The organism is Lysinibacillus fusiformis, from assembly GCF_002845985.1.
In the GTDB taxonomy this organism is placed as follows: domain Bacteria; phylum Bacillota; class Bacilli; order Bacillales_A; family Planococcaceae; genus Lysinibacillus; species Lysinibacillus fusiformis_D.
This window is the reverse complement of sequence record NZ_PDFK01000011.1, coordinates 83,386-107,737: the sequence shown is the minus strand read 5'-3', so window position 1 is coordinate 107,737 and position 24,352 is coordinate 83,386. Positions and strand designations below refer to the sequence as shown.

The 24,352-nt window shown below is 37.8% G+C and carries 22 protein-coding genes and 1 tRNA gene; 12 read left to right on the top strand and 11 right to left on the bottom strand.

Going from position 1 to position 24,352, the window contains the following annotated elements; genetic code table 11:
* Positions 1–32 precede the first annotated feature (32 nt).
* The 5 genes from CRI88_RS21530 to CRI88_RS21510 all read right to left on the bottom strand — a co-directional run bounded on the left by CRI88_RS21530 (position 33) and on the right by CRI88_RS21510 (position 5,391).
* Complete coding sequence (locus CRI88_RS21530) at positions 33–1,484, bottom strand: alanine/glycine:cation symporter family protein (protein WP_058843562.1); 1,452 nt, start codon at positions 1,482–1,484, stop codon at positions 33–35.
* Positions 1,485–1,746: 262 nt separating this feature from the next.
* Positions 1,747–2,967 carry an NAD(P)/FAD-dependent oxidoreductase gene (locus CRI88_RS21525; RefSeq protein WP_058843563.1) on the bottom strand — a complete coding sequence of 407 codons (1,221 nt, stop codon included), beginning with the start codon at positions 2,965–2,967 and terminating at the stop codon, positions 1,747–1,749.
* The gene (locus tag CRI88_RS21520; protein WP_036119074.1) at positions 2,960–3,298 is read right to left on the bottom strand and encodes a (2Fe-2S)-binding protein; all 339 of its coding nucleotides are present in this window, start codon (positions 3,296–3,298) and stop codon (positions 2,960–2,962) included. Before CRI88_RS21520 ends, CRI88_RS21525 begins: the two co-directional genes overlap by 8 nt.
* Complete coding sequence (locus CRI88_RS21515) at positions 3,295–3,564, bottom strand: (2Fe-2S)-binding protein (RefSeq protein ID WP_058843564.1); 270 nt, start codon at positions 3,562–3,564, stop codon at positions 3,295–3,297. Before CRI88_RS21515 ends, CRI88_RS21520 begins: the two co-directional genes overlap by 4 nt.
* A 141-nt stretch (positions 3,565–3,705) precedes the next feature.
* Entirely contained in the window at positions 3,706–5,391 is a 1,686-nt protein-coding gene (locus CRI88_RS21510) for a sigma-54 interaction domain-containing protein (protein ID WP_058843596.1), read from the bottom strand.
* Between the two features lie 175 nt (positions 5,392–5,566).
* Between CRI88_RS21510 and CRI88_RS21505 the strand changes: the two genes are divergently transcribed.
* Genes CRI88_RS21505 through CRI88_RS21485 form a run of 5 tightly spaced genes read left to right on the top strand, consistent with a single transcriptional unit; the run spans position 5,567 to position 11,079 of the window.
* Complete coding sequence (locus CRI88_RS21505; protein ID WP_036119068.1) at positions 5,567–6,748, top strand: NAD(P)/FAD-dependent oxidoreductase; 1,182 nt, start codon at positions 5,567–5,569, stop codon at positions 6,746–6,748.
* Entirely contained in the window at positions 6,745–7,764 is a 1,020-nt protein-coding gene (locus CRI88_RS21500; protein WP_058843565.1) for a proline racemase family protein, read from the top strand. Before CRI88_RS21505 ends, CRI88_RS21500 begins: the two co-directional genes overlap by 4 nt.
* A 12-nt stretch (positions 7,765–7,776) precedes the next feature.
* Positions 7,777–8,649, top strand: coding sequence for a proline racemase family protein (locus CRI88_RS21495; protein WP_036119064.1), 873 nt, complete (start codon positions 7,777–7,779; stop codon positions 8,647–8,649).
* Between the two features lie 27 nt (positions 8,650–8,676).
* A complete protein-coding gene (gene dapA, locus CRI88_RS21490) occupies positions 8,677–9,579 on the top strand; it encodes a 4-hydroxy-tetrahydrodipicolinate synthase (protein WP_058843566.1) in 903 nt (300 codons plus the stop codon).
* Between the two features lie 18 nt (positions 9,580–9,597).
* Positions 9,598–11,079, top strand: a complete 1,482-nt coding sequence (locus CRI88_RS21485; RefSeq protein ID WP_058843567.1) for an aldehyde dehydrogenase family protein — start codon at positions 9,598–9,600, stop codon at positions 11,077–11,079.
* A 69-nt stretch (positions 11,080–11,148) separates the two neighbouring features.
* Here the strand turns inward: CRI88_RS21485 and rpoN are convergent, their stop codons facing one another.
* A complete protein-coding gene (gene rpoN / locus CRI88_RS21480) occupies positions 11,149–12,435 on the bottom strand; it encodes an RNA polymerase factor sigma-54 (protein WP_058843568.1) in 1,287 nt (428 codons plus the stop codon).
* A gap of 176 nt (positions 12,436–12,611) precedes the next feature.
* Positions 12,612–13,676, bottom strand: a complete 1,065-nt coding sequence (locus tag CRI88_RS21475; protein ID WP_036119051.1) for a M24 family metallopeptidase — start codon at positions 13,674–13,676, stop codon at positions 12,612–12,614.
* Positions 13,677–13,812: 136 nt separating this feature from the next.
* Here CRI88_RS21475 and CRI88_RS21470 point away from each other — a divergent pair, with 136 nt between their 5' ends.
* Positions 13,813–15,495, top strand: coding sequence for a peptide ABC transporter substrate-binding protein (locus tag CRI88_RS21470; RefSeq protein WP_058843569.1), 1,683 nt, complete (start codon positions 13,813–13,815; stop codon positions 15,493–15,495).
* Positions 15,496–15,919: 424 nt separating this feature from the next.
* Here the strand turns inward: CRI88_RS21470 and CRI88_RS21465 are convergent, their stop codons facing one another.
* The 4 genes from CRI88_RS21465 to opp3b are packed head-to-tail and all read right to left on the bottom strand — an operon-like array spanning position 15,920 to position 20,244.
* Positions 15,920–16,285 (bottom strand): DUF3899 domain-containing protein, encoded by a 366-nt coding sequence (locus CRI88_RS21465; protein ID WP_231744985.1) that lies wholly within the window; start codon positions 16,283–16,285, stop codon positions 15,920–15,922.
* The gene (locus CRI88_RS23150) at positions 16,282–18,273 is read right to left on the bottom strand and encodes an ABC transporter ATP-binding protein (protein WP_080717036.1); all 1,992 of its coding nucleotides are present in this window, start codon (positions 18,271–18,273) and stop codon (positions 16,282–16,284) included. Before CRI88_RS23150 ends, CRI88_RS21465 begins: the two co-directional genes overlap by 4 nt.
* Before the next feature lie 13 nt (positions 18,274–18,286).
* Positions 18,287–19,318, bottom strand: coding sequence for an oligopeptide ABC transporter permease (gene opp3C, locus CRI88_RS21455; protein WP_036119022.1), 1,032 nt, complete (start codon positions 19,316–19,318; stop codon positions 18,287–18,289).
* Complete coding sequence (gene opp3b / locus CRI88_RS21450) at positions 19,315–20,244, bottom strand: oligopeptide ABC transporter permease (RefSeq protein ID WP_058843570.1); 930 nt, start codon at positions 20,242–20,244, stop codon at positions 19,315–19,317. Before opp3b ends, opp3C begins: the two co-directional genes overlap by 4 nt.
* Before the next feature lie 149 nt (positions 20,245–20,393).
* On the opposite strand from opp3b, the gene CRI88_RS21445 reads away from it, so the two are divergent.
* The 6 genes from CRI88_RS21445 (at position 20,394) to tsaD (ending at position 24,082) form a co-directional block, all read left to right on the top strand.
* Positions 20,394–20,469, top strand: a tRNA-Asp gene (locus CRI88_RS21445).
* A 470-nt stretch (positions 20,470–20,939) separates the two neighbouring features.
* A complete protein-coding gene (locus tag CRI88_RS21440; protein ID WP_036119013.1) occupies positions 20,940–21,278 on the top strand; it encodes a hypothetical protein in 339 nt (112 codons plus the stop codon).
* A gap of 189 nt (positions 21,279–21,467) precedes the next feature.
* Entirely contained in the window at positions 21,468–21,917 is a 450-nt protein-coding gene (gene tsaE, locus CRI88_RS21435) for a tRNA (adenosine(37)-N6)-threonylcarbamoyltransferase complex ATPase subunit type 1 TsaE (RefSeq protein ID WP_036119017.1), read from the top strand.
* Positions 21,914–22,621 carry a tRNA (adenosine(37)-N6)-threonylcarbamoyltransferase complex dimerization subunit type 1 TsaB gene (tsaB, locus tag CRI88_RS21430; protein WP_058843571.1) on the top strand — a complete coding sequence of 236 codons (708 nt, stop codon included), beginning with the start codon at positions 21,914–21,916 and terminating at the stop codon, positions 22,619–22,621. Before tsaE ends, tsaB begins: the two co-directional genes overlap by 4 nt.
* Positions 22,614–23,066, top strand: a complete 453-nt coding sequence (gene rimI / locus CRI88_RS21425) for a ribosomal protein S18-alanine N-acetyltransferase (protein ID WP_058843572.1) — start codon at positions 22,614–22,616, stop codon at positions 23,064–23,066. Before tsaB ends, rimI begins: the two co-directional genes overlap by 8 nt.
* Positions 23,066–24,082 carry a tRNA (adenosine(37)-N6)-threonylcarbamoyltransferase complex transferase subunit TsaD gene (tsaD, locus tag CRI88_RS21420; RefSeq protein WP_058843573.1) on the top strand — a complete coding sequence of 339 codons (1,017 nt, stop codon included), beginning with the start codon at positions 23,066–23,068 and terminating at the stop codon, positions 24,080–24,082. Before rimI ends, tsaD begins: the two co-directional genes overlap by 1 nt.
* Positions 24,083–24,352 lie beyond the last annotated feature (270 nt).

The following is a 24,352-nucleotide window of genomic DNA, read 5'->3' as shown; positions in this document are numbered from 1 at the left end:
TAGAAACAGTCAGCTGTATGCTGACTGTTTTTTTATTTCCGTTTATGATTGTTGCTATATTCTATCCAGAATTCAGCATTTTTAATTCCAACTTCTCTTGGATCAAAAATAGGATCGAGACCAGCCTTTTTTTGTCGATCATAATCTCGCAAAACTTGAATGGCTGGTTTGGTTAATAATACAATCGCAATAAAGTTTAAATAACTCATACTTCCGAATCCAATATCTCCAAGCCCCCACATAAGACTGACCGATTGTACACTTCCGACATAAACAACGAGTAAGAAGATTATTTTTAATACTAATTTCAAAATGGGGAAGCGTAGCTTATTATCTAAATAAACAATTGTTGTCTCTGCAATATAGTAGTATGCCATTAAAGTCGTGAATGCGAAGAGGAATATGGCAATAGCCACGAATCCACTTCCAAAATCATGGAATACTGTAGATACTGCTGCTTGTGTATAAGCAGTACCTGCCACGACGCCCGGGATATTTTCAACTAACGGTGCCGTTGTTCCTGAAGGGGTAACGTTATACATACCTGTAATGAGAATCATTAATGCTGTAGCAGTACATACAATGATTGTATCAATATAGATTGAGAAACCCTGAACTAAACCTTGTTTAGCAGGATGAGATACTTCAGCAGCAGCAGAACTAAATGTTGCTTCTCCAGCTCCAGCTACATTTGAAAATACGGAGCGTCTTACACCCCAGGCGATTGCGGTACCAACTATACCCCCAAAGATTTCATTAGTACCAAAAGCACTTGTAATAATAAGTTTAAGCATATCTGGAATTTCACTCACATTAGCCCCTAATATGATAAGTGTTAAAATGACGTAGGCAAGTGCCATGATAGGAACAATTTTGTCAGCAACACGAGCTATACGTTTAACACCACCAAATATGATTAATCCCAAAAGAACAACAATCACCGCGCCTGTTATAAATGGTGGAATATGAAAAGCAGTATTAAATGAAGTGGCAATTGTGTTTGCCTGGATCCCAGGCACTAGAACACCATATGAAAGACAGATAACAAACGCAACAAATATAGCAAAGCCTTTTAGTTTTAAACCCTTTTCGATATAGTATGGTGAACCACCACGATACTGACCATCAGCCTTTTCTTTATATAATTGGGCAAGGGTAGATTCTATAAATGCACTTGCACCCCCTAGAAATGCCATAACACCCATCCAAAATACTGCGCCTGGTCCACCAGCAGCAATGGCCGTAGCCACACCTGCGATATTACCAACACCAACTCGTCCAGACAATGCCATACAAAAAGCTTGGAACGACGAGATTCCTTCTTTTGATTCTTTACGTTCACGTAATAAACGAATCATCTCAGGAATATAACGAAATTGAACAGCTTTTGTCAGGATGGTAAAGTAAAGACCCACACCTAATGCTAAGTATACGAGTGCATTCCCCCAAATATAATCGACCAATGTATTAACGATTGTCTCCATAGATTTTCCCCCTTGTTTTCTTCAATCAAAACCCGAAATTCCCACCCAAGAAATTGTGTACTATACAGCAGCATCCATTTTGTCACACAAATCAGTAATTCAATATTATGGAAGGTACATATATGGCATATTGTTTAAGAATCAAAACCTCCTTTCACGATTTTTAATCACATCATATGTATTGCATGTTTTATGCCATAAAGCAAAAAAGCCTTTTACTCATGAAGATGAGAAAAAGACTTTTATTCTTTAATAGGCATTTTTAATGAATCGTAAGCGGTCCAACAGATTCATCCCAAATTTGTTTCATCTGTTGACGACCGGCTGAAATTTCAGGATGAAATTGAATATGTGCAGTAGCTCTTGTTTTTTCAACATCTTGGATAGCAAGCTTAATATCATACTTTGAGGCTCCTGCATTGAGACGTTGAGCAATTGTAAGGCCAGCAACTTTTCCTTGTGCTAATGCTACCTTGGCTCCTTCAATGCCCGTAATATTTCCAGCGACATACAACCCCTCTAAATTAGTTTCCATTTGTTCATTATGTAAAGGAATGAACCCACCTAATTCTTCGATATAATGGAATGGACAACCAGCTAAAGAGGCAAGTTCTGCTAAAGGGTATAGGCCGCCAGCGATACAAATAAAATCTGCTTTGATTCGTTGTTCGCTACCTTTAACAAGAGAGCCATCTGTATTCACTGTTGCTAAAACGACCCCTTCAACTTGATCTTTACCGACGATTTCAATAACAGCTTTACGCAACATAATAGGTATATCCCACATTTTCACACCATTTTTGGGATAAAAGGAAATACTGAGCTTTTTCATAAAGTCATTTTTCATCAATTTGCTGCCCATTTTAACAAGAGGGGAGGGAGCCATATGAGCTACATGTAATAAGGAGTTCATAACTTCTAAAGGATTACTATTCTTCTTCGCTAACAAGTTAGAGGGAGGTAATGTGATAGCTGCTACTTGAACCCCTGCTAATTGTAATTCCATCGCAATAGCAGAAGATAGTACATTGACCCCGACAATGACTCCCCGTTTACCAGGCTTCACACGATGCACATTTGTCATTACTTGTGCTGCTCCAACAGACATTACACCTGGTAGAGTCCAGCCTGGAATTGGGAAAGGTGATTCGGCAGCTCCAGTAGCTAATAGCAGATGTTGGGTACGAAATATACCTTTGGTTGTGTGGATGATCCACGTTTGATCCACTTTTTCTAAATCGGATACACTTGTTTGTAGTAAAAATTCAACATTGACTGCTTTAGCTCGTTTTAATAAACGTTCAGATTCCACAATACCATTCCACCATGTTCCTGGTTTTTCTTCATATAGTTGTCCCAGTAATCGCCCTCCCGCATACAAATATTCATCGATAACAAGGACAGCAATATTTTTTTCCGCCAATGTAATGGCCGCCGCAAGCCCAGCAGGACCAGCTCCAATTATAATTACTTTATTATTCATGGTTCTTCCTCCAGTCCCTTACTGTCGTAGGAAGTGGCTGCCCACTTTTTACAACCATCCCATCTGAAATAGGGGTTAAGCATGCTCGCTCGCCGTCCAAGCCGTTTATATTGACACGGCATTCAAAGCAGTGACCAATATTACAATAAATGCCTCGAGGCTGCCCTGTTTCTTCGTGCAAACGTAAAGTGCGGATTCCTTGTACTAGCAATGCAGCAGCTAGGGATTCACCTTTGTAACCTTCAATTACCTGATCGTCAAAAGTAAAAGTTATTTTTTCTTTTTGGATTAAATTCCCTAAAACGGGGTGGGTAATTATACGTTCTGTCATGATTTAACCTCCCCTAAATCGGAGAATCGCACTGGTCGAATGGGTGCCTGATGTTTTAATGAAATTTCATCATTTGTACGTGGATGATGAAGATGAGCAATATTATCTACCATAGTACGGCATGTACGGCCACCGCAATAGCCCATTCCTGCACGTGTTCGTAACTTCAGTTCTCGTGCAGAGCACTTATATTTTGATGCGCTTTCTATTAATTCATCGTAACTAATTTCTTCACAACGACATACAATCATCGATTTATTTTGCATAGTTCCACCTCTACTATATGAAATACTTTCCATACTAGATAATGCAAAAACTATGCCAGAAAAAAGAAAGTCGCTAAGAAAATGATTTTATAGACATATGTGAAAGTAGTGTATAGAAACATTGACATTTATTTTAAAAAGTTAGACATCTATGTTTAATTTTTTTAATCGATTGTATAAAGTGGCACGAGTAATGCCTAAGTTTTTAGCACATATTTTTTTATTACCATTTACTTTGGCAAGCTGTTCTAAAATAATTTCCCGTTCATAATGTTCAAGTTGATTGTTAAGCTCTGTCCCTAGAGGAAAATCCCTCTTAACTTCCAACTTTTCATCTTTTGGCATAGCTGCTAAAATATCCGTAGGTAAGTCTTCCATATGAATGGCTCCCTCATCAGAAAATACAACAAGTCGCTCAATAACGTTAGATAATTCCCGTACATTGCCTGGCCATTGGTATTTTAAAAGAACATTGGCTATTTCAGTTGGGATTCCTTGAATAGGTCGATTATATTTAATCGATTTTTCATATAAGAAATAATTGCTAATTTCTAAAATATCTGATGCTCGCTCTCGAAGCGGGGGAACTGTGAAATTCACCACATTCAGTCGATAATATAAATCCTCTCTGAATTTTCCTTCTGCCACTAATTGCTTTAAATCTCTATTAGTAGCAGCTACTAAATTAAATTCAACGTCCATTTCCTTTGTACCGCCAACTGTATAAAACGTTTTTTCCTGTAGCAATCGCAAAATCTTTACTTGCATTTCTAGCGGCATTTCACCAATTTCATCTAAAAATAAAGTACCTCCACGTGCAAGCTCTACTTTACCTTTTTTTCCTTTTTGATGGGCTCCAGAAAAAGCTCCTTTTTCATAACCAAATATCTCACTTTCAAATAAGCCACTAGGAATGGCTCCACAATTGATAGCGACAAATGGTGCTTCAGGCTTTTCTCGAATGGCATGAACTGCACGTGCAAACAGTTCTTTACCAACTCCACTCTCTCCGTAAATTAAAATATTTGCCTCGGTTTCTGCTACCTTTTTTACTTTTTCTAATACTTCTTTAAGCTTTGGACTATTGCCACGAATAAGTGTAAATGGATCATAGGCTAAGCCATTAGTATTCATCTGTTTCTCTAAATTCAATAATTTTTCAGATGTAAGATGAAGCTCTTCGTTTAATTTTTTGACATGGGTAATATCAGTTTCAGCAACGACTGCCCCAATTGTCTTATCATGCAGCATAACAGGGTTTGAATTGATCATGACGACGAGATCTTCCCGAGGAAAATGCTGCTGTTGATAAACAGATTTTCTATGCTGTAAAGTATGTAAAATTTCTAGTTGATCTTCTTTGAAAAATTGAGTGATGGGCTTTCCAATAATATTTTCTCCAGACACAGAAAAAATGCTTTCTGCTCCCTTCGTCCAATAAACAACATTTTGTTCAGCATCAATGACAGTACATGATTCATTTATTGTGTCTAAAATGGTTTGTAAATAAGCATTGCCACATTCTAATTCATAGGCAAGATCGTATACTAAGGACTCTCTCCATAAATATCCTAAATATTGTTTTTCCTCACTACAAACTAGTAAAAATTCATATTCCTTCATATATTCAATAGCTATGTTGAGTGGGCAATCCAACTGGATGGTATGACAAGCAACATAGTGAACATCATTTTTTCTTTTACCGCGCATTGTTGCATAGGGTTTATTATTTTCAAGCACAAAATATTGTTTGCTGTCATCGTTTATTTTGGACACTATATCGTCAGTAGAAATAATAGCAAAGTTACGTTTTAATATTTTATTCATTATTAAATGATATGGATGCAATGTAAGTCCCCCCTCATTATTTATTTGTCAAATTATTTTGAATAATATAAATAATTTTGACACATAGTGACTAGTTTATCAAACAAATTCCAATAAGATAGATTGGCATGTTTTTTGCATCATACAGTCATGAATAGAAAAGGAGGGGAGAGACATGAAGAAATCCCATCATGATATCGTCATTATTGGCGGTGGCATTATTGGTGGAGCAATTGCTTATTATTGTGCAAAAGCGGGCCTTGATATCACAATACTTGAAAAAAATGAACTTGCGAGTGGTACTTCTTCTCGCTGTGATGGCAATATTTTAGCTATTGATAAAGATCCTGGCTTTGACAGTCAAATGTCTTTAGTCAGTCAAAGATTAGTACATGAGTTAAATCGAGAGTTAGATATGAGCTTTGAATATCGGAATCCTGGCAGCATTCTTGTTTGTGAAAGTGAGCTAGAGATGGAGGCTGCTCAGCAGTGGGTTAATCGTCAACGGGAGGCGGGTTTAGATTTTACAATGTTAGATCGTGAGGACTTGCGGAATGAGTCAAAATACTTTGCAGATGACTTATACGGTGGATTGGAATGTAAAACCGATTCAACAGTGAACCCATATATGCTGACATTTTCTATGTTTCACTCAGCTGAAAAGTTAGGGGCAAAGATAAAAAAACATACAGAAGTCAAAAATATTACGAAACAGCCAGATGGTACATTTTTACTTGAAACGAATGAGGGATGGATAACAGCAAATAAAGTAATTAATGCTTGTGGAATTTGGGCACCGTTTATTGGGCAAATGCTGGGTGTTGATATTCCAATTAAACCTCGCAAAGGACATATTCTTGTCGCATCACGTCAGCAACTAGTAGGGCTAAGAAAAGTGATGGAATTTGGTTATTTAATTTCAAAATTTGGTGGAGAACGTAAAGTGGATGTGGATATTGAAAAATACGGAGTAGCGTTAGTGTTTGAGCCGACAGAGGCACAAAATTTTTTAATAGGAAGTAGTCGCGAATTTGTAGGCTTTGACACGAAAGTGAATCATGATGTGGTGAAAATGATTGCTAGACGTGCTGTACGTTTTTATCCAAAAATCGCTGATATGTCGATTATTCGTACATATGCAGGGTTAAGACCATGGACGGAAGATCATTTACCTATTATTTGTGAAGTAGAAGAAGTGCCTGGTTTCTATATTGCGGCAGGTCATGAAGGAGATGGAATTAGCTTGGCTGCAGTTACTGGGAAGCTTATCCAAGAATTACTACAGTACAAAGATACATGCATTCCTACTGAACCAGTTCATCTTAGTCGTTTCCAGAAAGGAGTACTTCACAAATGAAATTTCAAAAGCTCTTTACAACAATTGATACCCATACAGGTGGGAATCCAACACGTTCATTAATAAGCGGTATGCCTAAGCTTGAAGGCAAAACAATGTCTGAAAAAATGTTATTTATGCAAGAGAATTTTGACTGGATTCGAAAATTTCTTATGAATGAGCCCCGAGGACATAGTGTGATGTCAGGTGTTATCATTACAGATCCTTGCCATCCCGAAGCAGATTTTGGAGTGATTTATATAGAAACAGGTGGTTACTTGCCGATGTGTGGACATGACACAATAGGCGTTTGTACAGCACTTATTGAAGCAAATTTAATAGAGGTTAATACACCTTATACAAACATAAAATTGGACACACCTGCAGGTTTAATTGATGTAAAGATTAAAGTAGTGGATGGCGTAGCGAAGGAAGTGACATTTAAAAATGTACCATCCTTTCTATTAAAAACGATTGAAATAAATGATTCTGAATTAGGTGTAGTGGAATGTGAAATAGCTTATGGAGGGAACTTTTACGGCATTATAGATGCTAGAAAAATCAATCTAAACTTAGCTGTAGACAATTCAACGAAAATTATTAACACAGCTATTCGTCTCCGCAATGCTGTGAATGCTAAGGAAGATATTGTCCATCCAGAATTCCCATTTATCCATGGACTTACACATATTGAGTTTTATACAGACCCAGTCAATCCATTAGCAGATTTAAAAAATACAGTTGTTGTTCCACCAGGAGGGATTGACCGTTCCCCTTGTGGCACTGGTACATCCGCAAAAATTGCTACACTCTATTCAAAAAATGAGCTTGCTCTCAATGAGTCCTTCGTCTATGAAAGTATTGTGGGGACAATGTTTAAAGCACGTGTACTAGAAGAAGTAGCTATTAGTGGCCTAACCGCTGTTATTCCAGAGGTAACAGGATCTGCCTGGGTTATGGGTATGCATCGATTCTTTTACAATAATCAGGATCCACTGAAAGAGGGCTATTTGATGATTCCGCCAATGGATCACTAAGGGAGGATAAGCATGAATTTTCATAAGTCTTTTCAAACGATCGATACACAAGTAGTGGGAGAAGCCTTTCGTATTATTGTGCAATCACCAATCATGCTTGCGCATGAAAATATTACGGAAGCGGCTCATGCTTTAAATACGCAATTCGAAGATACAAAACAATTGCTTCTGAATGAACCTAGAGGACACCGTGGAATGAATGGCTGTCTTGTTTTACCATCAGCTATTGCATCCTATCGACTATTATTTTTCCAACATTCGGCTTCTACAAATTTTAAGTATGAAGCACTTGTAGCCACAATGACAGCGTTGATTGAGCAAGGAATAATAGAGCTTTCAAGAGATAATATTTACTCTATTGAAACAGTAAAAGGTGTTTATGAAGCCTATGTAAAACTTTCTGAACCGAAAGATACTGTTTTATCAGTTCATTTGACATTGAAGCCAGCGCATATAGAAGGTGACGAAGTAATTATCGATAATGAGCGCCGCTACTTTGTTGTAGAAAAACCACAGCAATTAAAGGCAATTGTTCTAGATGAATTAGCAGAAATCAGTACGTGGGGATTACTAGAAAGTGAGAAATATAGTACAGCAGATGGTGTCATTATGTATGAACAGCTAGACAGTTCAGTACGGTCAGTTACCTTTGAGCGAGATGGCTATATATTACGTTCACCTGGTGTAGACAGTACATTGGCGTTACTAGCAGTTTTAGGGGAAGAAGCTGTCAAAAAAAATGACAGTATTTTTGGTAGCAGCATTGAAATTAGTCAAAAGCATGAAGCTGGCTATGAAATTGCATTAACAGGATATATCACAGGAATCCATCAATTTGTAGTGGACCGTGAAGATCCTTTGCAGCATGGATTTATCATAGTGTAATAAAAGAGGGTAGAGGAGGAAAAAAAGATGAAAAAATTAGAAGGTGTATTTCCGGTATTAGTAACACCGATGAAAAACCAAACGGACATTGATTGGGATGGTTTCCGTCAAAATATTGAACATTTTATTGAAGCAGGGGTAACAGGTATTGCTATTAACGGTAGTACAGGCGAATTTGTAAGTTTAACGAAAGAAGAACGGTTTAAAGCAGTAGAAGTAGCTGTAGATCAAATTAAAGGGCGAATTACATTGATTGTTGGTACAGCTGCTGAGACAACTGCAGAGGCTATCACCTATACACAGCAGGCTGAACTGGCCGGCGCAGACGCAGCATTATTGATTAATTCCTATTATGCACACCCAAAAGATGAGGAAATATATGTTCATTTTAAATCAGTAGCCGAATCTGTAAGCTTCCCTATTATGATCTATAATAATCCGTTTACGTCGGGGGTAGATATTGGTTTAGAAACGATTTTAAAAGTAGGTAGAGATGTTCCAAATATTACACACATTAAGGAATCGAGCGGCAGTATTGGAAAAGCGCGTGATATCGTACGTCAAGGCCAAGATAATATTAAAGTATTTTGTGGTTCAGAGGACTTAGCCATAGAATCATTTTTAGTTGGGGCTGTTGGGTGGATTTCTGTATCTGGAAATATTGTGCCAGAGCTTGTCACAAAGTTATATAGTCAAGTAAAAGAAGGAAATTTAGAGGCAGCTTGGGCAATTTATGATCGTTTATTACCTTTATGTGCATTTTTAGAGGGATCAGGTAAATATGTACAAATCACTAAACGTGCAATGGAACTAAAAGGATGGGCAGGGGGACCATGTCGTCTACCACGACTCCCACTAACAGAGGAAGAAGATGCCCAACTTAAAGCAATTATGACTAATTTAGACGTACTGGCAATTGAACATTATTAATGCAAAGGGGGATGAATGATGGAGGCAGTGTTGACATTAAAACCACAAGTAAAGGAATTTCTACAGTCCACAATCGGCTTGTATATCGACGGTGAATACATGCAAGCTCAATCAGGTAAAACATTGAATGTTCTAAATCCTGCTAATGAAGAGGTCATTGCTGTAGTAAGCGAAGCACAGGCAGAAGATATTGATCTTGCAGTAGAAGCTGCTCAAAAAGCATTTGATGGTGCATGGTCAACGATGGAGGCAGCTGAACGCTCACGAATTATTTATAAATTGGCAGATTTACTAGAAGAACATCGTGAAGAGCTAGCACAGCTTGAATCAATAGACAATGGTAAACCATATCAAACTGCTCTCGCAGATGATGTGGATGGCACTGTTCAGCATTTCCGTTATTATGCAGGGTGGGCGACAAAAATTACAGGACAGACTGTACAAGTATCCAAGGATTACTTAAATTATATTGTACATGAGCCTGTTGGTGTTGTAGGTCAAATTATTCCTTGGAATTTCCCTCTTGCAATGGCGGCATGGAAGCTAGGCGCAGCGTTAGCTGTAGGGTGTACGATTGTCATCAAACCAGCGGCTGAAACGCCATTATCATTATTATATGTAGGGCAATTAATGAAACAAGCTGGTTTTCCAAATGGTGTAGTAAATATTGTACCGGGTACGGGAGAAGCTGGAGAAGCTATTGTTACACATAAAGGTGTAGCTAAAGTAGCCTTCACTGGATCAACAAAAACTGGAATCCACGTGATGAAAAAGGCAGCTGATGAAGTGAAAAGTGTAACATTAGAGCTTGGAGGGAAATCTCCTGCTATTGTGTTACCAGATGCAGATGTACAGGAAGCAATAGAGGGAACTTTTGCTGGAACGATGTACAATCACGGCCAAAACTGTAGCGCATGTACACGAGTATTTGTGCATAGTAGTCTATACAATCAATTTGTTGAACGACTTGCAGAAAAGGCTAAGGCATTGAAGGTAGGACCAGGACTAGATCCGGAAACAGAAATGGGCCCGTTAGTGTCACAAAAACAATTAAATACAGTCCTTGGTTTTATTGAAAAAGGAAAAGAAGAGGGTGCTCGCTTAGTAGCTGGTGGTAATCGAGCACTCCAAAAGGGATTTTTTGTACAACCAACTATCTTTGCTGATGTACAGGACACGATGACGATTGCTCAGGAGGAGATTTTCGGACCTGTTATGTCTATTCTATCGTTTGAAACAATAGAAGAAGTGATCGTGCGTGCTAATAATAGTAGGTATGGACTTGCTGCAAGCATTTGGACAGAAAATGTAAAAAAAGCACATTATATTGCTAGTAAACTACAGGCAGGAACAGTATGGATTAATGATTTTGGCTTAGAATGGGAAACGATGCCATTTGGTGGCTATAAACAGTCAGGTATTGGTCGTGAAATGGGCGGCGAATATGGTTTGTCCAATTATACTGAGGTGAAAAGTGTATTTGTCAATATGAAGCAATAATAAGTGAGTCTGCTTTAAATTTGTTTAGATGGAAAAGGAGCTACCCCCAATAGATAGCTCCTTTTCTCATTATTTAAACTGGTTTATTTTACGTCTAGCAGAGGAAGGTATGTTCATGTCCTCGCGATATTTGGCTATGGTACGACGAGATATTTCAATTCCCAACGCAGAGTTAAAATACTCAGCTATTTTTTGATCAGAGAAGGGCTTTGCTTTATTTTCAGATTTTATATAGTCTGACAGCAATGACTTCACCTTTATTTGCGACACACTATGACCATTTGCTGTTGACAATTTAGAGGTGAATAATTCTTTTAATTCAAATGTGCCAAAAGCAGTTTGTACATATTTATTCGTTGTAATGCGGCTAACCGTTGATTCATGAACATCTATTTGGTCAGCAATTTCACGCAACGTAAGTGGTTGCATGGCATCAAAGCCATATAGAAAAAACTTCTTTTGTTTTTCAATAAGTGCCTTCATGATATTGATCATTGTATTTCGACGTTGTTCAATGCTGTTAACTAACCAATGGTAGTCAGTTAAGTGTTTTTTAAAATAACTCTTCTCTGAGGAATGCGTTTTTATATAAGGAAAGTAGTCAGCGTGAATATTAATTTTTGGTAAATAATAATCATTTAACGAAAAGGTAATCCCACCATCAACGATATCAACAATGATATCTGGTATCGTCGTATGTACCAACTCTTGATAAAATAATGAGCTCAGCTTTGGCTGTAGTGATTGTATAAAAAGATAGATCATTTGTAAGTCACTTAGCGATATATCCAGCTCTTTTGAGATTTGTTTCCACTTCTTATTGGCAAGCTCTTCTAGATAATTAGAAATAACGGTTTCAGCATGAGCAGGGCTGTTATGACAATAAATGGTTTGCAATAGTAAACATTCCTTCAAATTGCGTGCACCAATTCCTAAGGGACCAATTGTTTGTAATAAATGAATGCCCTTTTCAATTTCTAGGTCATTATAAGACGTTTGTGTTGAATGCTCATAATAACCATTGTCATCTAAATGATAAATAATATGTTTTAAGAGTTGAATGTCCTTTTCGTTAGAAAATGTTAGCCTGACCTGTTGGAATAGTTCATCACGAACATTTTTTTCACATTTTGTGGCAAGATGCATAATATCAAGATGTCTGCTACTCATTTTTGGAATCTGTAGATGGTCTTTAAGTGTTGGTTCACTTAATTCAATTAAAGGATTAACGAGTTCTTGTTCACGTATATATTGTTCTAATTCCTGAGTTGAATATTGGAGTAGCTCGATTGCCTGACGAAGTTGGGCAGACATAACGATTTGTAATTCTTGTGTTTGCTTAATAGAAAGTTGCATAATAAAACCTCGATTCTCTATCAATCTATCTAACCTTAGAAAATATAGTGACAAGAAATTTTGACATGTGCAACGAAATATATTATAAGCTTCCAATAAAAAGCTCAAAATGTTGAAATGAAAGGTTTTTAAAAAGTGTAAAAAAAGTAAACATCTATAGGATAAGTGTAAAGAAATTATAAAATAATGAGTTCTTTTGGTGAGTGTGTGATCACTTCTACACCGTCTTTTGTAATGATGACATCATCTTCTATGCGAACACCGCCAACTTGTGGAACGTAAATGCCTGGCTCAACTGTAAGTACCATATTCTCTTCTAAGATGTCTTCACAAACTGACGACATGAATATATTTTCATGGATATCTAACCCGATGCCATGTCCTGCTCCATGTCCGTAATTGTCCCCATAGCCTTTAGCTGTAATGTAGTCACGTGTATAGCTATCTGCATTTTGCCCTGTCATACCAGCTTTCATATTAGAAAGAGCATGTTGCAAGGAATCATAAACAATTTGATATATTTCTTTTAATTGTTCAGGTGGCTCACCAACAGCAATAGTTCTTGTCATGTCAGAACGATAGCCTTGATAATAAGCACCAAAATCAAGTGTTAGCATGTCACCTTGCTCAATTATTTTTGAAGATGCTACACCATGTGGTAGAGCAGAGCGATGACCTGAAGCGATAATCATATCAAATGCAGCACTAGTTGCACCGTTTTTTCGCATATGGGATTCCAATTCATTGGCAATTTCGATTTCTGAAACACCCGGTTTAATGAATGTTAAAATATGCTTAAATGCCTCATCTGAAATCCAAGCTGCCTTCTTAATTATTTCAATTTCTTCTGGTGTCTTAATCATACGTAAATTTTCCACAATATTAGATAAAGGCTTTAATGTTGCTGTCAATTTATTAGCCATTAATTGATAGGCGTAATAAGTTACGTGATGTTGTTCAAAGCCAACTGATTGGATTGAATCTTGATCTAAAATCTCTTGAATCGTTTCATATATACGGTTGCGATCAATCTCATGAACCTCGAAAGTTTTACTTTGCTCCGTTGCTTGTTGTGTGTAGCGGAAGTCCACTAATAAAAGTGCGCGCCTATTAGTTACTACAACCGTTCCTGCACTTCCAGTAAATCCTGTTAGATAACGTCGGTTTTGTGCATTTGTGATAATCATTGCGCTTGTATCTTGTGCTTGTAAAGCATTTCGTAATTGTTCTAATTTTGACATGTTGTCATTCCCCCTTTAGTGAAATTATAATGCAAAATCTGTGCCAATTTTAAAAATATTTGGCGTCGGCATGAAAATTGCATAGATTTTTATAGTGCGATTTCATTCGTGCAATAAAATCAAAGGGGTTTTGAGGATGGCTAAAAAAACAAAATGGCTTGTCGTATTGTTAGGATTAATGCTCATTGTATTGGTCGGTTGTTACGGGAAAGAAAACAATACTTCTGGAAATACTACAAATAGTAATGAATCAGACAATGCATCTACTGATGAAGGCGACAATACTGCTGCACAAGAGCTTCATTTAGTTGCAACAGGTGATTTAACGACAATGAGCTCATTGGGGAGTGTAGATGCACTTGCTGTGACGGCAATGAACTCTGTGTTCGAGGGGTTATATCGTATAGGGCCTGAAAATACACCAGTTCCGGGTATGGCAGAGTCACATGAAGTTTCTGAGGATGGTACAGTTTATACATTTAAAATACGCAAGGATGCAGTGTGGAGTAATGGGTCTCCAGTTACAGCACATGATTTTGAATATGCTTGGAAAAGAGCTATAAACCCAGAAACACAAGCAATTTATTCTTACTTAATGTTGGATATAAAAAATGCGGCCAATGTTCAAACAGAAGAGGACCCACTTTATGGAAAGGTAGAGGAAATTGGTATTAAGGCGTTAAACGATGAAACATTAGAAGTGCAACTAAATGCGCCTATTCCGTATTTTATTAGCTTAACGACTTATGCACCGTTTTTCCCATTAAATGAAGAATTTACAGAATCCCAAGGCGATCAATATGCGCTAGAAGCGGCTAATATGATCTATAATGGTCCTTTCCAGATGGAATCTTGGCAACATGGGCAAGGATGGACGTTCGTCAAAAATGAAAGTTATTGGGATAAAGACACTGTCAAGCTTACTAAAATCACACAAAAAATTGTCAAAGATACAGCAACGGCTGTCAATCTCTATGAGGCTGGTGAAATAGACACTGCCGAGTTATCGAGTGAGTATGTCGCTCAATATAAAGACAGTCCAGAGTATTCAACGTTTTTAAAGCCAAATACGTATTTTATTCGTATAAATCACGAAAATCAATATTTAGCTAATCAAAACATTCGTAAAGCCATTGATTTGGCATGGGATAAACAAGGCTTTGCTGATGTGATATTACAGGATGGTTCTATTCCTGCTTATTATTTAGTACCACAGGGATTATCAACAGATGACAAGGGGAATGACTTCCGCGATGGAAACGGTGATATGAATAAAACAGATATCGAATTAGCGAAGGAACTATGGGCTACTGGCAAAAAGGAACTTGGTGTAGACCAAGTAAAGCTGGAGTTTTTAACATATGACCGTGCAGAATCTAAGAAAGCTGCTGAATTTATTAAAAATCAATTAGAGACGAATTTAGAAGGCTTAGAGCTAACAATTAATATGCAGCCTAATAAGCAAAAACTTGCATTAGAGGGGGCTGTTGATTTTGACTTAGACTATGGCGGTTGGGGTCCTGACTATCAAGATCCTATGACTTACATTGAATTATTTGAATCAACAGCTTATTATAATCAATCCAACTATAAAAATGAAAAAGTGGATGCATTAATAAAACAAGCGAAAACTACCTCTGATGTTATAGAGCGCTGGGAACTTATGCAGCAAGCTGAAAAATTAATGATGGAAGACGTAGCATTCGCTCCAACATTTCAAAAAGGGTTAAGTCGTTTGACAAAACCATACGTGAAAAATTTATATGAGCATCCATTCTCAGCTGACATAAGCTATAAATGGGTAGAAATTGTAAACTAAAAAATGCTGTCCTCTACTTTCGGAGGACAGCATTTTTTCATGTTGTTGAAAAAGGGCGATGTCAACGGCAGAAAAAGCTATTTTGAAAGGCGAGGGGGGTGATTTCCGTTCCGCCAGCGTCCGATGAGCTGCTTCACTCACTGCGTTTGCTCCAGAGTCTCGCCATATGCAAAAGCGTCTTTCCTTATCTTTCATACGAGCCGTAGCGAGCAAAATAGCCCATTATTTGTAGATAGCCTCTTATTTTCAATGTGGAGAAGTGATGAGTGACAACACCCCTCTACCAGACTTTATTTAAAAAACTTTGCTAAAAAGAAACATTTGAGCGAAGCGGCTCGGCGCTCAACCACAGGAAAGCAATTAACCTGCAACGGAAATCCTTTTTCACCTTTCACAAAATTCTATTGATGGTTTTGTTTTTCATTTATAGATAGAAAACTATCGATAAAATGGCTGTTGCGGAACAGCCAAGTATACCCGCTAGTAATAGTGGATAAGTGAAGGTGTAGGAAGGTGCATGAACAAATTCTAAATCTCCATCTAATTCAAAGGCATAGGCACCATTTTTAGTGACACGTGCAAAAAAACGTTTAAAACTATAGGCGATACCATTAAAAAGCCCACCTTGCACAACAAATAATGATGCACCTACAATAGTGAACGCAAGTGAAATAAGGAAAATATTGTTGATCAATGTTAAAAAAGTTATTGGTTGATGGAGGAGCCAAGTATAGCTAAGGGAACTTATGACAATACAGCTAGCAAGTAGGGCTGTGACCTTTATATTCAAAGTGATATACCTCCTTCTTGTGCTAGACGGTATTGGACAAGCTCTTCTTCTGTCAGCATAACAAAGTGACCAGGCCGTATCTCTACAAAGCTTTCACTTTCATAATTTCTGCTAGCTTGATAGGTAGCTTCATTAAAAATAATGCGTTTGCGTTCTCGCTCTAACTTAGGATCTGGCAATGGAATGGCTGATAATAATGACTTCGTATAAGGGTGTACTGAGTGATCATAGAGCTCTTGACTGTCTGCTAGCTCAACGATTTTTCCTCGATACATCACACCAATACGATCACTAATATATTTCACCATCGACAAGTCATGTGCAATAAAAAGATAGGTCAATCCACGTTCCTTTTGTAACTTTTTCAGTAGATTCACTATTTGTGCCTGGATGGACACGTCCAACGCAGAAATAGGTTCATCTGCAATGATGAGCTCAGGTTCTACAGCAAGAGCACGTGCAATACCAATCCTCTGACGTTGTCCACCACTAAGCTCGTGAGGATAACGGTTTGCATACTCCTTTGTTAATCCTACTATTTTTAATAGCTCATATATTTTGGGCTTCCATTCACTTTTTGGTACTTCATGGATGGCCAATCCTTCTGCAATAATATCCGCTATTTTCATACGCGGATTAAGGGAAGAATAGGGATCTTGGAAAATCATTTGCACCTTGCTATTGAAAGTTAGTTTGTCTTTTTTTGTTTGATTGTCATTGATATTACGACCATCAACGTGAATTTCTCCGCTAGTAATCGAATTGAGTCCAATTATGGAACGTCCAGTTGTAGATTTACCACATCCTGATTCTCCCACTAGACCAAAAATTTCTCCTTTATAAATATCGAACGTAATGCCATCAACAGCTTTATTAACAGTGTTTTTTCCTAAAGAAAAGTGCTGCTTGACCTCCTTTAATGATAAATATGGATGTTCTTTATCGAATACAGTGGGTGCTTTACTTTTCTCTTGCTGTACCTGTGTAGGTTGTTGATGAATCGGTACTATTTTAGGTGCGTGTTTATGCAATAACCAAGTTGCTGCGAAATGAGTGTCGCTTATTTGAAACATCGGTGGCTCCTCTATAAAGTCAATTTTCAATGCATGTTTATTACGAGCTGCAAAGGCATCTCCAGTAGGTGGCTGAAGCAGGTTTGGTGGTGTTCCTGGAATGGCATACAATGAATTGGTATCAATATCTGGATTAGGCATGGCTGCAAGTAGGCCTTGTGTATAAGGATGTTGACAATGATAAAAAATTTCATCAACTAAGCCAATTTCAATTATTTTTCCAGCATACATAACAGCAACACGATCAGCCATTTTGGCGACAACACCTAAATCATGGGTAATAAAGATAATCGATAAATTCATTTTTTGTTGTATGTTTTTTAGTAATTCTAAAATTTGTGCTTGGATCGAAACATCTAGTGCTGTAGTAGGCTCATCGGCAATAATGATGCGCGGCTCACAAGCTAGCGCCATGGCAATCACTATTCGTTGGCGCATCCCTCCAGAAAATTGGTGTGGGTACTGTTTATATCGTTTATCAGCTTCTTTAATACCGACTAGTTGCAATAGTTCTATAACACGGTTAGTAATTTGTTGGCCACGTAAAGTTGTATGTTTCTTTATACTTTCTGCTATTTGGCGACCAATCGTCATCGTAGGGTTTAAAGCAGTCATTGGATCTTGAAATATCATGGCTATTTCAGCTCCACGAATTGCTCGGATTTTTTGCTCACTGCAAGTAAAAATATTATGTCCGTTATATAAAATGTGTCCACTTTTTAATATCGTTGTCTCAGTTGGATTGAGGCGAAGAAGGCTTTTAGAAGTAACTGATTTTCCTGAGCCAGACTCGCCTACAATGGCTAAGGTTTCACCTTCAAATAAATCAAATGAAATGTTGCGTACTGCTTGTACCTCACCGTTGTATGTGTTGAATGAGACACTTAAATTTTTCACTTCTAATATTTTTTTCATTTAGAGCATCTCCTTATTTACGAGTTTTTGGATCGAATGCATCACGCAGTCCATCCCCGAGTAAATTAAAGCTAATCATAATCAAGCTAATGACAATAGATGAAACAATCATGCCATGTGGATAAATTCGTAGTAATTTATACGAATCATTGACAATTGTTCCTAAAGAAGCTGTTGGAGGCTGTAGCCCTAATCCGATGAAGCTTAATAATGCTTCCGTGAAAATGGCTCCTGGAATAGTAAACGTAGTTGCAACAATAATTGGCCCAAGCGTGTTGGGAATTAAATGCTTCCAAATGAGACGTTGGTTACTAGCACCAAGTGTCCGTGAAGCAAGCACATATTCATATGATTTTAACTTCAATATTTGTGCTCGAACAATTCGAGCCATACTGATCCAGCCTACAATCACCATTGCAATCGTAATCGAAATAATCCCTGGCTTTAAAATAAGAATCAAAAGTATGTTCACAATTAGGCCAGGGATACCAACTAACACTTCAATAATACGTTGCATGATATTATCTGTCCGACCACCATAAAATGCTGAGACAGCCCCATAGGCAACCCCTATAATTAGATCGATGGTTGCTGCTAAAAAAGCAATATAAAGAGAAATTCGTGTTCCTTCCCATATACGCGTCCAAAGATCTCGACCTAATTCATCTGTACCAAACCAAAAATATTCTGCAATCCCTTTTGCTTCATATTGGTCTACGCCTCGGCTATCAACACCATTCAAGCCTAAGAAAGAAATATTCTCAAGGACAGGAATTTTTGGAGGTAAATTAGTGCGCGCGATATTTTGTTCATCATAACCGTGGCTATTCATAAAAGGGCCGAAAATAGCAAGTAATAGAACGACGATAATTGTACATAACCCAACAATAGCTGCTTTATTTTTCCGCAAACCACGCCATGCATCTTGCCAAAATGATTGCTCAGGACGATAGGTGATATCATCCGTAATATCAGTTTGCGATGCATATTCAAATAACTCCTTTGAATAGCTCTTAGTTATACCTTCTGTCAATTTTATAGTCATGCCTTATCGCCTCCTGTCACACGGATTCGGGGATCAATCAACCCGTATAAAATATCGATGATTAAAATAACGGTTACAAATAGCACCGCATAAAAAATAGTTGTTCCCATAATTAGCTGATAATCGTTGGTAATAATAGAATTAACAAACTGCTCACCTAAACCTGGAATACTGAATATCTTTTCAATAACAAGTGAACCAGTAATAGTGTTAACAGTTAACGGACCAATAATAGTCACGATTGGAATCATGGCATTTCGAATACCATGTTTTGTAATGATAAAAGGGTTTGATAAACCTTTGGCTTTTGCGGTTAAGATGTATTCTTGACTAAGTACTTCTAGCATTTCAATGCGCGTGAAACGGGCAATTGTAGCAACTACTCCAACTGCTAAAGCAATCGTTGGTAAAATAGAATATTCAAAGCCATTCCAAAAGGCAATGGGTAGCCAGCCTAGTTTAACGCCAACCCAATATTGTAGAAAGCCTGCAAAGACAAACGATGGAATCGATATACCTAGTACGGCTAGTATTGTGGCTCCATAATCAATAATAGTGTTATGTTTTAGAGCCGCTATAATTCCTAATAAAAGCCCAATAATTGTTCCCACTATAATGGCTTGAAAGCCCAAAATTGCCGATGCACCGATACGTTCCTGAATAATTTTAGTCACTGGTCGATTATCAAAGACAAAAGAAACTCCTAAATCTCCTTGTACAAGATTCGTTAAATAAATGCCAAATTGCACAGGAACAGGCTTGTCTAACCCATATTTTTTGTAAAGTAGCTCTTTTTGAGGCTCCGGAAGACGCTCATCATTAAATGGTGAACCTGGCAAAGCTTTCATTAATAAAAATGACAGTAGAATAATAATAAAAAGGGTAATGATCATATAACCAATTCGTGTAAATATGTACCGAACCATGGCACCAACCTCCTACTAAATAGTGTTGTTAAAACTATTAATTTATTTGCAAGATTGATGCCAATTGCAGAAATTATGAGAAGAAAAAATATGAAAATATATATTGCATAGCTTTTTACTATATGATATATTTATAAATGTCTTAAAGAGGTCCCGTGGTGTAGCGGTTAACATGCCTGCCTGTCACGCAGGAGATCGCCGGTTCGATCCCGGTCGGGACCGCCATTTAAAATTGATATGATCGCTCTTATGTGCTGCTACAGTCATAAGAGCTTTTTTTATTTAATAATGATTTTCTTTCAACTTAGCATTTGAGCATGAAATGCATTCAAGCTTATGTTGAAATTGTGAAAGCATCATTTTATAAAGACCCAGTTCATAGGGTAGAAACATAGAGGCTAAAAGCTTTACAATTTCTGAAGCCTTTATGACCAACCTCCCATTGGTTTTAATAAAATAACATCTATTGCCCTAAATAACGCCTCTACTGCTACTAAAAAATCACCCAATCCCAGTGAAGTTAATTGAATTATTGACATGAGCCTAACTTATTGCATATTTTTAACATTATCTAAAAATAGTAAAAATTACCGATAAATGAGGGCGTTTTTATAAGGTAAAATGAGATATGTTTCTAAAATAAAAATTAGGGGTAAAAATTTAGAAGTAATCGGATTGGCTACGGAGGTGTTTATATGAGCAAAGACCATTTCTTAAAACGTCTTTATTTACCTTTGCTTATTGGTTCCATGATTATGATGGTAGGCTGTGGAGATCCTATTATAGAGATTGAAGAAGCAAATACGTATCACTGGCAAAAAAATATGAACGAAGTAGAATTTGAGAAATTAAAAAATGATATGTCATATATTGAGGTAGTAGAGACAGCAGGCGGCGCAGGTAAAAAGGTTAAAAATAATGAATATCGTTGGAATGATGAAACCCTGTTGACTCAGGCTTATATAGTGAAATTTAAGGATGATAAATTAATTGCTAAAGAGATCATAGCTGTAAAAGGTCATTCCAATAGATAGATAGTTGACACGTCTTCATAAGAGAAGACGTGTTTTTGTTTGCATTTAGGTTACCTAACTATTGTCATCACAGAACAGGGCTTTTTAACAAGCACAATCAAAGCAGGTATAATTGATATTGGATGCTTTGAACATTTTCGTTAGTTTAGGTAAACTAGAGGTAATGTAGTGATGAGAGGAAAAAAGAATATGTATGAAATAATCATGAATTCAGTTGATGATACAGAACGTTTCGCCATTAAACTTGCCAATATACTAGAAGCTCAAGATACGATTACATTAGAAGGGGATCTAGGTGCTGGCAAGACAACATTTACGAAAGCCTTGGCAAAGGGACTTGGGGTCAAACGAACAGTCAACAGTCCAACATTTACGATTGTTAAGCAGTATGAGGGGAGATTACCGTTTAATCATTTAGATGTGTATAGGTTAGCAGAAAGTGATGAAGACCTAGGCTGGGATGAACTGTTTTATGGAGATGCAGTTTCAGTGGTCGAATGGGCGCATTTAATTGAACAGGATTTGCCACAGGATCGCTTAGCGATAGAGATTTACCGAATCGGAGAAAATGAACGACGCTTTGTGTTAATACCTCGTGGAGAACGCTATGAGGCACTATGTGAGGAGCTAATGAAATGATTTGGTTAGGAATAGAAACAGCAAATACACCACTCTCCATTGCAGTTGTGAAGGATGGCAAAGTGGTGGCCGAGATGGTACAAAACATAAAATTAACGCATTCTGCAGGTGCAATGCCGGCGATTGAAGAAATCTTGGCACGAATAGGTTTAAAACCGAATGACTTGGATGTGATTGCAGTGTCTGAAGGGCCAGGTTCTTATACAGGTGTTCGTATAGGCGTGACATTAGCAAAAACCCTAGCATGGACATTACAGAAGCCTTTAGTTGGTGTATCTAGCTTAAAGACATTGGCTGCTAATGCTGCTCTTTACAACGGATTGATTTGTCCAATTATTGATGCTAGAAGAGGCAATGTTTACACAGCTGTTTATCAGGGCGAGACATTAGAGGCCCTTGTGGAGGATCATCATGTACATATTGATGATTTATTAGTGCGTTTAAAGGCATTAGAGGCGCCTATTTTATTTGTAGGAACAGATGTTGATATATTTTGGAAGAATATTGAGCAGGTGCTTGGTGATACAGCAGTACGTGCACCATTTAGTTTTGACTTGCCACGCGCAACGGAAGTCATTCGTGTAGCAACGAAATTAGAGTTACCTAGAGTCGAAGCTATCCATCACTTTGTTCCACAATATAAACGGATTGCAGAAGCTGAGGCGAACTGGCTGAAAGAACAGAAGGAGAAGGAACATGAGTAGGAATGTAACTTATCGTAAAATGGTTTCTGACGATGTGCCAACGGTTTATGAAATTGAAGTGACTTCATTTCCAGTGCCATGGACGTTAGATTCCTTTTACTACGAAGTGCATGAAAATCAGTATGCGCATTATGTGCTGGCTATAGATGAAAATGACAGTATTATTGGTTTTTGTGGGATGTGGATGGTCATAGATGCAGCTCAAATTACAAATGTAGCTGTTATTGAGGAGGCACGTGGCCGAGGGATAGGTGAGGGGTTAATGCGTGAGGCGATGCAAATAGCTCGTTTACATGGAATGGAGGTCATGACGTTAGAGGTACGTGTAACAAATATGGTTGCACAAAATCTCTATCGCAAGCTTCAATTCCAAGATGGTGGCATACGGAAAGGCTATTATACTGATAACGGGGAGGATGCCCTTGTCATGTGGGTGAATTTATAATGAATAATGGATTGATATTAGCAATAGAATCAAGTTGTGATGAAACAGCTGCAGCGATTATTCGAAATGGTCATGAAATTGTGTCGAATGTTGTGGCTTCTCAAATAGAAAGTCATAAGCGATTTGGTGGGGTTGTACCTGAAATTGCATCACGTCATCATGTTGAACAAATTACAGTAGTAATAGAAGAAGCACTGGCACAAGCTAATTTAAAGCCAGCCGATTTAGATGCAGTTGCTGTTACAGAGGGCCCAGGTCTTGTAGGGGCATTATTGATTGGCATTAACGCAGCTAAGGCTTTTGCTTTTGCTAACAGCTTGCCGATTGTTGGCGTCCACCATATTGCAGGACATATTTATGCCAATGCACTTGTTCAGCCAATGGAATTTCCTTTGTTGGCACTTGTCGTATCAGGTGGTCATACAGAGCTTGTTTATATGAAGGAACATGGCTCCTTTGAGGTCATTGGTGAAACACGAGATGATGCAGCTGGTGAAGCCTATGATAAAGTGGCACGCGTTTTAAACTTACCTTATCCAGGTGGACCACGTATTGATCAGCTTGCTCATGAGGGTGAAGAGGCTGTTCCTTTTCCAAGAGTTTGGTTAGAGGAGGGTTCTTATGATTTTAGCTTTAGTGGCTTAAAATCAGCAGTCATCAATTATAAACACAATATGGATCAACGAGGCGAAGCTATTTCGCCAGCAGCCGTTGCTAAAGGTTTTCAGGAAAGTGTTGTCGAAGTACTGACAGCGAAAACATTGCGTGCTGCTCGCGAATATCAGGTGAAGCAGGTCATAGCAGCTGGTGGTGTAGCAGCGAATAAAGGTCTGCGAAGCGCTTTAGAGGCTGTATTTGCCGAGGAAGGCATCCCATTTTTTGTACCACCACTCAAATTGTGTACAGATAATGCGGCAATGATTGGAGCAGCAGCCATGCCAATGTTTGAGGCGGGGGTTCGAGGAAACTTAATGATGAATGGACGTCCAGGAATGGAGTTAAAATCTTGGGTGTAGCAGTAAATGAAGGAGGTATCTTATTGAAGATATCTCTTTTTTTGATTGTCGAAAATTTGTTGATAAAAAATGAACGTTGCGAAGAGAATAATAATATTCAACACGTTAATTGACAAATTTTTCAGAAAATTATCCACAGGTAATGGAGCGAACTAAGTACCGAACACGCGTACTTATGCACAATATGTTGATAACTTGTGCATAACTTGTGATTATTCAATATATAGTAGCATGTTTTACAAGGGATGATGTGGATAAAATAATTTTTGA